Origin of the sequence: Streptomyces sp. DH37 (assembly GCF_029813835.1) — a bacterium.
In the GTDB taxonomy this organism is placed as follows: domain Bacteria; phylum Actinomycetota; class Actinomycetes; order Streptomycetales; family Streptomycetaceae; genus Streptomyces.
Genome location: NZ_JARVKV010000059.1, coordinates 35,967 through 45,193 on the forward strand (window position 1 = coordinate 35,967; position 9,227 = coordinate 45,193).

Here is a 9,227-nt window from a genome sequence, read left to right on the forward strand (position 1 = left end):
GCACTAGTTCATAATGCTTTTTGTGCTAGGAGAGTATCGGATCGAGGGGCGGCGCGCAGCCGAGATCGCCGCCAGCGTGGAACGAGGGGTCGGCTCGGGGGAGTTGGAGCCGGGCCGGCTCCTGCCGCCCCTGCGGGAGCTGGCGGCCGAACTGGGGGTGAACCCCAACACGGTCGCCGCCGCCTACCGCACCCTGCGCGAGCGCGGCGTGATCGAGACGGCCGGACGGCGCGGCAGCCGGGTGCGCCCGCGCCCGGCGACCACCGCCCGCGAGGCGATCCGCGTGGAGGCGCCCGAGGGCGTGCGCGACATCTCCGAGGGCAACCCGGACCCGGCGCTGCTGCCCTCGCTGAGCGCCGCGCTCACCGCCGCCGCGCGGCGGCACGAGCGGCGCCCGACGCTCTACGGCGCCCCCGAACTCACCGGCGACCTGGTCCGGCTGGCGCGGGCGGCGTTCGACGCCGACGGCGTGCCGCCCGGCCCCGTCGCCGCCGCCTCCGGCTCGCTGGACGCCATCGAACGGGTGCTGGCGGCCCACCTCAGGCCCGGCGACGCGGTCGCCGTGGAGGACCCGGGCTGGGGAAGCCTGCTGGACCTCGTCCCGGCGCTGGGCCTGAGGACGCTGCCGTTCGCCCTCGACGACGAGGGCCCGCTGCCGGAGGCGGTCGAACGGGCGCTGGGGCAGGGCGCGCGGGCCCTGGTCGTCACCGACCGGGCGCAGAACCCGACCGGCGCCGCCGTCTCCGCGCCGCGCGCCCGCGAACTGCGCCGCGTGCTGGCCGGGCACCCGCACGTCCTGCTGCTCGAGGACGACCACGGGCACGGCATCGTCGACCTGCCCCTGCACCCGCTGGTGGCCGAGGGCGGCCCCACGGAGCACTGGGCGCTGGTGCGCTCCACCGCCAAGGCGTACGGCCCCGACCTGCGGCTGGCCGTGCTGACCGGCGACCCCGTCACCGTCGACCGGGTGCGCGGGCGGCAGCGGCTCGGGCCCGGCTGGGTGAGCCACCTGCTCCAGCACACCGTCACCGCCCTGTGGGAGAGCCGGGCGGTCGATCCCGCCGAGGTGGCCGGCTCCTACGACCGGCGCCGCACCGCGCTGCTCGAGGCGCTCGCCGTGCGCGGGGTGGAGGCGCACGGGCGCAGCGGGCTGAACGTCTGGGTGCCGGTGCCCGACGAGACCGGTGCGATCGCCCGGCTGCTGCGGGCCGGCTGGGCCGCCGCCCCCGGCGCCCGCTTCCGGATCGCCTCGCCGCCCGGCGTCCGCCTGACCGTCTCCGCCCTGTCCGAGGACGACGCCGGGCCGGTCGCCGACGCGGTGGCGGCGGCGATCCGGCCCGGCGAGGCGCGGCGGTACGGCTGAACCGTACCGCCTGTCACGTCCGCGCGCGCCGCGGCCCGCTCCGGGTGAGCGCGGCGCCGGCGAGCACGATCAGCGCGCCGACGGGGGTGTTCCAGGTCAGGTGCTCGTCCAGCAGCGCCACCCCGGCCGCGGTGGCGATCACGGGGATGAAGTACGTGACGAGGGTGGCCGTGGTCGGTCCCACCTCGGCCACCAGTCCGTACTGCAGCAGGAAGGCGACCCCGGTGCCCAGCGCGCCCAGCGCCGCGACCGCCAGCAGCGGCCCGACGGGGAAGGAGGCCGGGAAGGAGGTGAACAGCGGGGTGACCAGGGCCAGATGGAGGGTGCCGAGCAGGAGCTGGGAGCCGGCCATCGCCACGTTCGAGCCGCCGGCGCCCGACAGCGTGCGGCGCACGTACACCCAGCCGACCGCGTAGCTGAGCGAGGCGACCAGCGCCATGGCCGTGCCCGTGGGGTCCTGGCCGCTGAAGCCCTGCCAGGCGCCGAGCACGATCAGGACCCCGGCGAAGCCGATGCCGAGCCCGGCGACCCGGCGCCTGGTCGGCCGGTCGTCGGAGAGGGCGACCAGGGAGAGCAGCATGCCCCACAGCGGGGTGGTGGCGTTGCAGATGCCCGCCAGGGTGGAGGAGATGGTCAGCTCGGCGTAGGAGAAGAGCGTGAAGGGCAGCGCGTTCAGCAGGAACGCCGCGACCGCCAGGTGCCCCCAGGTGCGCGGCCCCCGCGGCAGCCGCTCGCGCCGCACCAGCAGCACCGCGCCCAGGACGGCCGTGCCGAACACCAGGCGGCCGAGGGTGACCTGGAGCGGGGCGAAGCCGTGGGTGCCGACCTTGATCAGCAGGAAGCTGAAGCCCCAGATCAGGCAGAGGACGGCGAAGCGGACGCGCCAGTCGACGGCGGGCAGGCGGCGGGCGGCCGCGGGTGCCGGGGCGCCGGGGGCGACCGGGCCGGCGGGGCCGTCGGAGCGGGCGGGGACCGGCGCGGTGCCGGCGGGAGCGGAAGCGGAAGCGGACATGCGTCAACGATCGCGCTGAGGATGATTAAGGACAAGCGAGAATTGATGGAGTGGATCACGTAGCATCGCTTACATGTTGAATCTGGACCGGCTCCGCATCCTCCACGCCGTCGCCCGCCACGGCTCGGTGAGCGGCGCGGCCGAGGGGCTGCACGTCACCACCTCGGCCGTCTCCCAGCAGATGGCCAAGCTGGAGCGCGAGACCGGCCAGCAGCTGCTCGCCAAGAACGGCCGCGGCGTCCGGCTCACCGACGCCGGGCGCCTGCTCGCCGGGCACGCCCAGCGCATCCTCTCCCAGCTCGAACTCGCCGAGGCCGACCTGGAGGCCCACCGCGGCCAGGCCGTCGGCGAACTGCTGCTGAGCGCCTTCCCCACCGCCGCCCGCGGGCTGTTCCCCGCCGTCCTGGCCGCGCTGCGCGCCGACCACCCCCAACTGCGCGTCCGGATGCGGGAGCTGGAGCCCGAGGACTCGGTGCGGATGCTGGTGCGCGGGGACATCGACCTCGCGGTCGTCCTGGACTGGCACAACCGTCCCCTCTCCCTGCCCGGCGGGCTGGCCAAGGAGTCCCTCCTGGACGACCCGGCCGACGTGGCGATGCCCGCCGCCCACCCCCGCGCCGGGGCGGAGTGGGTGGAGCTGGCGGACTTCGCGGACGACGAGTGGATCTCCTGGCCCGGGGGCGAGTTCTGCCACGACTGGCTGCTGTTCACCCTGCGCGGCCAGGGCATCGAGCCCAAGCTGTGCCACACCGCCGGGGAGCACCACACCCAGCTCGCCCTGGTCGGCGCCGGGCTCGGGGTCGCCGTCGCGCCCCGCCTCGGCCGCGGGCCGCTGCCGGAGGGGGTGGTGGTCGCTCCCGTGCGGCACACGATGAAGCGGCACATCTACGCGGTGTGGCGCGAGGACGCCGACCGCAGGCCGTCCATCCGGGCGGCGGTGGAGGCGCTGCGCGCGGCCGCGGACGGCGTGGGCGGCTGACGGCCGCCGCCCGCCGGGGGAGCGGGCGGGCGGCGAGGGGCGAGGGGAGCGGAGGCGGCGGGCGTCCGGGGCGGCGGGATCAGGCCGGCCGTACGGAACCGCCCTCGACCGTGATGTCCGTCGGGGCCGGCGGCCGGGTGGCGGGGCCGCCCTTCACCGAGCCGTCCGCCATGTCGAACCGGCCGTCGTGGCAGCCGCAGACGACGGCGCCGTCGGCCACCGAGGTCACCGGGCGCCCCCGGTGCGTGCAGACCGCCGGGAACGCCTCGTACCGGCCCGCGCCCGGCTGGGTGACCACCACCTTCCGGCCCGTGAACACCACCCCGCCGCCCTCGGGGATCCGGGGGGCCGGGGCCGGCTCCGGCCGTCCGCGCCGCCTCCGGTCCCGGCGGGCCCCTCCGGCGCGGGCTGCCCGGACGCCGGCAGGCCGGGCCGCCGGAGCCGCCGCCGGAGTCCCCGCAGGCGGCGAGTGGGACGGCGAGCGGGACGGCCCCCGCCGCCGCGAGGACGGAGCGCCGGGGGCGGGGGAGCGGGTGCGTCGGTCATGGGGCACCGCCCGTCGTCTCGGGGGCGGTTCCACCGGGCCGTACGCGGCCGGGGGCCGCCGCGCTCAACGCCGCGCCCGATTCCCGCCCGGGCCCCGCGCCGCCCTCCGCCCCGGCCCCGTCACGCGATCCCGAGCGCGTCGCGCAGGAAGCGGAGTTCGAAGCCGAGCAGCCGCTCGGCGGTCGTCCCGTCGCCTCCCGTGTGCCCCGCGCCGGACAGCGGCAGCACCGCGTGCTCGCGCCCGGCGGCCAGCAGCGCCGCCGACAGCCGCAGCGTGTGGGCGAAGGCCACGTTGTCGTCGGCGGTGCCGTGGACCAGCAGCAGCGGACGGCACAGCCGGTGGGCGTCGCGCAGCAGCGAGGAGCGCTCGTAGTTCTCCGGCTCCTCCTCCGGGTGGCCCAGGTAGCGCTCCTTCCAGTGCGTGTCGTACAGCCGCTGGTCGGTGGGGGCCGCTCCGGCGACGGCGGCGTGGAAGACCTCCGGGTGGCGCAGCACGGCCGCGGCGGCGAGGGTGCCGCCGAAGGACCAGCCGCGGATCGCCACCCTCTCCGGGTCCAGGTACGGCCGCTCCGACACCGTCGCGCGCAGGGCGTCGATCTGGTCCTCCAGCACGGGCGTGAGCTGGTCGCCGCGGATCTCCTTCTCCCACTCCGGCCCCCGTCCCGGGGTGCCGCGTCCGTCGGTGACCAGCACGGCGAAGCCCTGCTCGGCGAACCACTGGGCCACGCACGCCCACCACGTCCTGGCCCGCACCACCAGCCGCGTCCCCGGCCCGGAGTAGGGGCTGAGCAGAACGGGCAGGGGGCGGGCGCCCGGCGCGCGGTGGTCGTACCCCGAGGGCAGGAACAGCGCGCTGCGCAGCCGCCGCCTCCCCTGTGCGAGGAAGACGGGCCGGGGCGTGACGACGGGCTCCTCGGCGAGGGAGGCGATCCGCCCCGCCACCGCCCCACCGCGCCGGACGGTGACCTCGTGGCCGTCCGGGGTCAGGCCGTCGAGGACCACGGTGCCGCCGGCCGCGGCGGCCGAGTGCACCCCGGGTCCCCCGCTGACGCGGCGGCAGCCCGACCCCGGCCCCATGGTCCACACGTGCTCCTCGAGCGGGTCCTCGCACCCGGTGAACAGGACCTCCTCGCCGTCCGTGCCCAGCACCCCGGTGACCTGGAGGCCCGCCGGGGTGAGGGCGTCGCCGACGCGCAGCCGCCGGGTGCCGGCCGACTCCTCCGCCCGCACCAGCAGCCCCGAGGCGGTGCGGCACGGTGCGCCCGGCAGCAGCTCCACCCAGTGCGGGTCGCGCTGCTCGTGCAGGACGCGGGTGGCGCCCGTGGCGGGGTCGGCCGCCATGACCCGCAGGACGCGCTGGTCGCGGCTCTGCACGGTGACCAGCGGGCCGTGGGCGTCCCAGTCGGCCGCCACGACGTACTCGAAGGCGGCGCGGTCCCAGACCACCTCGGTGCGCCCGCCGTCCAGGGAGAGCAGGTGCAGGGTGACCTCGGCGTTGGGCGTGCCGGCCGCCGGATAGGCCATGGAGCGCGGCGGGCGCTCGGGGTGCGCCGGGTCGGAGATCCACCGGCGCCGCACCGCCGAGGTGTCCACCCGGGCCGCCAGCAGGGCCCGCCCGTCCGGGGCCCACCAGTGGCCGCGCAGCCGCCCCATCGACTCGGCCGACACGTGGTCGGTCAGCCCGTACGCCACCCGCGGCCCCTCGGGGGCGGCCAGGCACCGGTCGCCGCGGCCGTCGAAGCCGACGACGTGCAGCGCGCCGCCGGTGACGTACGCGATCAGCGCCCCGTCCGGCGACGGCCGCGGATCCACCACGGGACCGGCCGCCGACACCGGGAACGGCGTGCCGCCGCCGGTCTCCACCGCCCACAGCGCGCCGCCGAGCGCGTACACCGCCCGCCGCAGCTCCCGGTCGGCCGCGTACGCCACCACGCCCGTGGACCGTTCGCGCGCCCGCTCGCGCCGCGCCCGCTCCTCGGGCGGTACCGGGCGCGCGCCGTCCTCGGCGCCGTGCGGCGCGGCCAGCAGCCGCTCCCTCCCGTCCTCCCACAGCCACAGCCGCCCGACGGGATCGGCGCCGCCGCCGGTGCGGACGAACAGCACGCGCGCGCCGTCCGGCGACACCGCCGGGTGGCGGGGGACACCGAGCGAGAAGCGGCGGGTACGGGCGAACTGCCGCGGGAAGAGGGACGGTCCGGCGGGCGGTCCGGGCGGGGGCGTGCCGCCGGGGGACGTCTGGGTGGAAGCCATGGGGGTAGGCATAGCAGACCCTTCGCCGCCCCGGTCCGGCCGGAGCCCGAAACCGTTCGCGGCCCCCCGCGCGCGCCGTCTAACCTGGCGGGATGCTCCCCGAAGTCACCGCCACGCGCTATGTGACGCCCCTGCGCGAGGGCGGATCGCTGCCCGGCATCGTCGAGGCCGACGACCTGGGCACCTACGTCGTGAAGTTCACCGGAGCCGGGCAGGGGCGCAAGACCCTGGTGGCCGAGGTGCTGTGCGGACGGCTCGCCCAGCGGCTCGGTCTGCGCGTGCCCGACCTGGTCCGCGTCCGGCTCGACCCGGTGATCGGCCTGGGCGAGCCCGACCAGGAGGTGCAGGAGCTGCTCAAGGCCAGCGGCGGGCTGAACCTGGGGATGGACTTCCTGCCCGGCTCGATAGGCTTCGACCCGCTCGCCTACCGGGTGGGCGAGAAGGAGGCCGGGCGCGTGGTGTGGTTCGACGCCCTGGTGGGCAACGTCGACCGCTCCTGGCGCAACCCCAACATGCTCGTCTGGCACGGCGACCTGTGGCTCATCGACCACGGCGCCACCCTGATCTGGCACCACAACTGGCCCACCGCGGCCAGGGCGGCCGACAAGCCGTACGACGCCTCCGACCACGCCCTGGCCCCCGTGGGCCCCGACATCGCCTCGGCCGCCGCCGAACTGGCGCCGCGCGTGACGGAGGACCTGCTGGCCCGGTGCGCCGCCGAGATCCCCGACGAGTGGCTGGAGGGCGAGCCGGGCTTCGACACACCGGACGCGCTGCGCCGCGCCTACGTCGAGGTGCTGGCCGCCCGGGCCGGTACGGTCCACGAGCGGATCACCGTCGGGGCGCCGAGCCGGGAGGGGCCGTCCAGGGCGCCGGGCTGGCTGAAGGACTGGGCGGACGCCGTCAGCGGACTGAGGAAGGGCGAAGGAGCGCGGTGAGCGGGCAGTACAGCGGGCGCGACGTCTTCGAGTACGCCGTGCTGCGCGTGGTCCCCCGGGTGGAGCGCGGCGAGCTGATCAACGCCGGGGTCGTCGTCTACTGCCGCGCCCGGTCCTTCGTCGCGGCCCGGACGCACCTGGACACCGGGCGGCTGCGGGCGCTCGACCCGGACGCCGACGTCGAGGGGGTGCGGGCCGCCCTGCACGCCGTGGAGTGCGTGTGCCGCGGGGGAGCGGAGGCCGGGCAGGCCGCCGCCGACGACGCGGGACGGCGCTTCCGCTGGCTGGTCGCGCCCCGCTCCACCGTCGTCCAGCCGGGGCCGGTGCACACCGGGCTGACCGCCGACCCCGAGGCGGAGACCGAGCGGCTGCTGGAGCTGCTGGTGCGCTGAGGGGCGCACCGGACCGCACGCGGGGAGGGCGGGCGGCCGCGGGGCCCGGACGTGGGCTGGGCCTCACCCGCGCCGCCGCCCGTTGACACAGCGTGTCCGTGCTTCTAGCGTCACGTCTGCCGAAGGTACTAAGCGGTTGCTCACCCATTCGAGTGCGAGGAGACCAGCATGTCCACCACCGAGCAGCGTGTCGCGATCGTCACGGGCGGAGCCCGGGGGATCGGCGCCGCCACCGCCGTCCGGCTGGCCGCCGAGGGCCGGGCCGTCGCCGTGCTCGACCTGGACGAGTCGGCCTGCGCGGACGTCGTGGAGAAGATCACCGCGGCGGGCGGCAAGGCGCTGGCGGTCGGCTGCGACGTGTCGGACACCGAGCAGGTGGAGGCCGCCGTCGCGCGGGTCGCCGAGGAGCTGGGCGCGCCGACCGTGCTGGTCAACAACGCCGGTGTGCTCCGCGACAACCTGCTGTTCAAGATGAGCGACTCCGACTGGGACACCGTGATGAACGTGCACCTGCGCGGTGCCTTCCTGATGTCCCGGGCCTGCCAGAAGCACATGGTCGACGCCGGCTTCGGCCGGATCGTCAACCTCTCCTCCAGCTCGGCCCTCGGCAACCGCGGCCAGGCCAACTACGCCGCCGCCAAGGCCGGCCTGCAGGGCTTCACCAAGACCCTCGCCAAGGAGCTGGGCAAGTTCGGCATCACCGCCAACGCGGTGGCCCCCGGCTTCATCGTCACCGACATGACCGCCGCCACCGCCGCCCGCGTCGGCATGGGCTTCGAGGACTTCCAGAAGGCCGCCGCCTCCCAGATCCCCGTCCAGCGCGTGGGCAGGCCGGAGGACATCGCCAACGCCATCGCGTTCTTCACCGGCGAGGAGGCCGGCTTCGTCTCCGGCCAGGTGCTGTACGTGGCCGGCGGACCGCTCAACTGACGGCCCCGACGGCCGCGCCAGACACGACGGAACGGAAAAGCTCATGGCAGTGCAGGACAGCGGCAGGGTCGCCCTGATCACCGGGGCGAGCCGCGGCATCGGCTACGGCATCGCCGAGGCGCTCGTCGCCCGCGGCGACCGGGTGTGCATCACCGGCCGCAACGCGGACGCCCTCGAGGAGGCCGTCGCGCGGCTCGGTGCGGACCGGGCCATCGGCGTCGCGGGGAAGGCCCACGACGAGGCCCACCAGGCGGAGGCCGTCGAACGCACCGTGGAGGCGTTCGGCCGCGTCGACCACCTGGTCAACAACGCCGGCACCAACCCGGTCTTCGGCCCCATCGCGGAGCTGGACCTGAACGTCGCCCGCAAGGTCTTCGAGACCAACGTCCTCTCGGCGCTCGGCTTCGCCCAGCGCACCTGGGCGGCCTGGCAGAAGGAGCACGGCGGCACCATCGTCAACATCGCCTCCCTCGCGGGGCTGTCCGCCTCGCCCTTCATCGGCGCCTACGGCATCAGCAAGGCCGCGATGGTCAACCTCACCCTCCAGCTCGCCCACGAGATGTCGCCGGGCGTGCGGGTCAACGCCATCGCCCCGGCCGTGGTGAAGACCAAGTTCGCCGCCGCGCTCTACGAGGGGCGCGAGGAGGAGGTGGTCAGGCGCTACCCGATGGGGCGGCTCGGCACGCCCGAGGACATCGGGGGAGCGGCGGCCTTCCTCACCTCCGACGACTCCGGCTGGATCACCGGCCAGACCCTCGTGGTCGACGGCGGGATCTTCCTCAACGCCGGGGTGGAGTGACCCCGCGGTCCGCCGTGA

The 9,227-nt window shown here is 76.3% G+C and carries 9 protein-coding genes; 6 read left to right on the forward strand and 3 right to left on the reverse strand.

The window, feature by feature from the left end:
• Positions 1-22: 22 nt before the first annotated feature.
• Entirely contained in the window at positions 23-1,363 is a 1,341-nt protein-coding gene (locus QC029_RS23980) for an aminotransferase class I/II-fold pyridoxal phosphate-dependent enzyme (RefSeq protein ID WP_279557844.1), read from the forward strand.
• A 13-nt stretch (positions 1,364-1,376) separates the two neighbouring features.
• On the opposite strand, the gene QC029_RS23985 is transcribed toward QC029_RS23980, so the two are convergent.
• Complete coding sequence (locus QC029_RS23985; protein ID WP_279557845.1) at positions 1,377-2,375, reverse strand: DMT family transporter; 999 nt, start codon at positions 2,373-2,375, stop codon at positions 1,377-1,379.
• 73 nt (positions 2,376-2,448) lie between these two features.
• Here QC029_RS23985 and QC029_RS23990 point away from each other — a divergent pair, with 73 nt between their 5' ends.
• Positions 2,449-3,354: a LysR family transcriptional regulator gene (locus tag QC029_RS23990; protein ID WP_279557846.1), complete on the forward strand. Its 906-nt coding sequence runs from the start codon at positions 2,449-2,451 to the stop codon at positions 3,352-3,354.
• A gap of 79 nt (positions 3,355-3,433) precedes the next feature.
• Here QC029_RS23990 and QC029_RS23995 read toward each other — a convergent pair whose 3' ends face one another.
• Together QC029_RS23995 and QC029_RS24000 are read right to left on the reverse strand one after the other, a co-directional pair.
• Entirely contained in the window at positions 3,434-3,676 is a 243-nt protein-coding gene (locus QC029_RS23995; protein ID WP_279557847.1) for a Rieske (2Fe-2S) protein, read from the reverse strand.
• A 344-nt stretch (positions 3,677-4,020) separates the two neighbouring features.
• On the reverse strand, positions 4,021-6,150 hold the full coding sequence (locus tag QC029_RS24000; RefSeq protein WP_279557848.1) for a prolyl oligopeptidase family serine peptidase: 2,130 nt from the start codon (positions 6,148-6,150) through the stop codon (positions 4,021-4,023).
• Positions 6,151-6,242: 92 nt separating this feature from the next.
• On the opposite strand from QC029_RS24000, the gene QC029_RS24005 reads away from it, so the two are divergent.
• The 4 genes from QC029_RS24005 to QC029_RS24020 all read left to right on the forward strand — a co-directional run bounded on the left by QC029_RS24005 (position 6,243) and on the right by QC029_RS24020 (position 9,209).
• On the forward strand, positions 6,243-7,088 hold the full coding sequence (locus QC029_RS24005) for a HipA family kinase (RefSeq protein ID WP_279557849.1): 846 nt from the start codon (positions 6,243-6,245) through the stop codon (positions 7,086-7,088).
• On the forward strand, positions 7,085-7,480 hold the full coding sequence (locus tag QC029_RS24010; protein WP_279557850.1) for a DUF3037 domain-containing protein: 396 nt from the start codon (positions 7,085-7,087) through the stop codon (positions 7,478-7,480). Before QC029_RS24005 ends, QC029_RS24010 begins: the two co-directional genes overlap by 4 nt.
• Before the next feature lie 168 nt (positions 7,481-7,648).
• The gene (gene fabG, locus QC029_RS24015) at positions 7,649-8,410 is read left to right on the forward strand and encodes a 3-oxoacyl-ACP reductase FabG (protein ID WP_279557851.1); all 762 of its coding nucleotides are present in this window, start codon (positions 7,649-7,651) and stop codon (positions 8,408-8,410) included.
• Positions 8,411-8,453: 43 nt separating this feature from the next.
• Positions 8,454-9,209, forward strand: a complete 756-nt coding sequence (locus tag QC029_RS24020; RefSeq protein ID WP_279557852.1) for an SDR family oxidoreductase — start codon at positions 8,454-8,456, stop codon at positions 9,207-9,209.
• Positions 9,210-9,227: the final 18 nt, after the last annotated feature.